Source organism: Chryseobacterium lathyri (genome assembly GCF_003290185.1).
Classification (GTDB): domain Bacteria; phylum Bacteroidota; class Bacteroidia; order Flavobacteriales; family Weeksellaceae; genus Chryseobacterium; species Chryseobacterium lathyri.
In genome coordinates this window covers 1-590 of the sequence record NZ_QNFY01000051.1, presented here as the reverse complement: position 1 = coordinate 590, position 590 = coordinate 1, and the positions used below count along the sequence as shown (strand labels likewise).

General features: G+C 41.5%; 1 protein-coding gene. It reads left to right on the top strand.

The window, feature by feature from the left end; genetic code table 11:
- The coding region (locus tag DRF61_RS22480) for a hypothetical protein (RefSeq protein WP_157963433.1) at positions 1-590 on the top strand (590 nt) is incomplete at both ends.

The following is a 590-nucleotide window of genomic DNA, read 5'->3' as shown; positions in this document are numbered from 1 at the left end:
CTATCCCGGTCAGTATACCGTTACTGCCAACGTACCCCTACAGAATGGTCAGGTTAATTTTGGGCTGATAGAAGTTGTGGCAAAGCCTGGACCTTACCGGAATGCAAATTCAGGAGGCTCAAAATACAGAATCCGCTCCATCAAAAGATACAATGACCTGAGCAGCAGTACACCTGTAACATCAGCTTCATATACTTATGATGATTTTTCCATTCCTAATGCTTCAAGCGGCTATACTTCCCAAGACGGCAGAATCCTGTTCAAAAATGTAAAAGTAACGGACGGTTCAGGAAATGGGTATGCAAAATATTACTTCAAGCTGGATAAGGATTATCCGGCGTATACCATTTCTAAAAATGGGAGCACGGCTAATTTCCAGCCTTACTACAACCTTTTAAGATCAGGGATTCTGGAGAAAAAAGAAATGTATAGTGAGACTAACCAGCTTCTGGGAAAAGATGATTATCAGTACACATTTGGTATCGCAGATGATGTTGATTATCAGACCGATGAAGGATTTTATTCCAAAACAGCATTTATCAGCCAGACAAAGAGCACTTCCATAGCCTATCCTTCAGGATCTGCGGCAT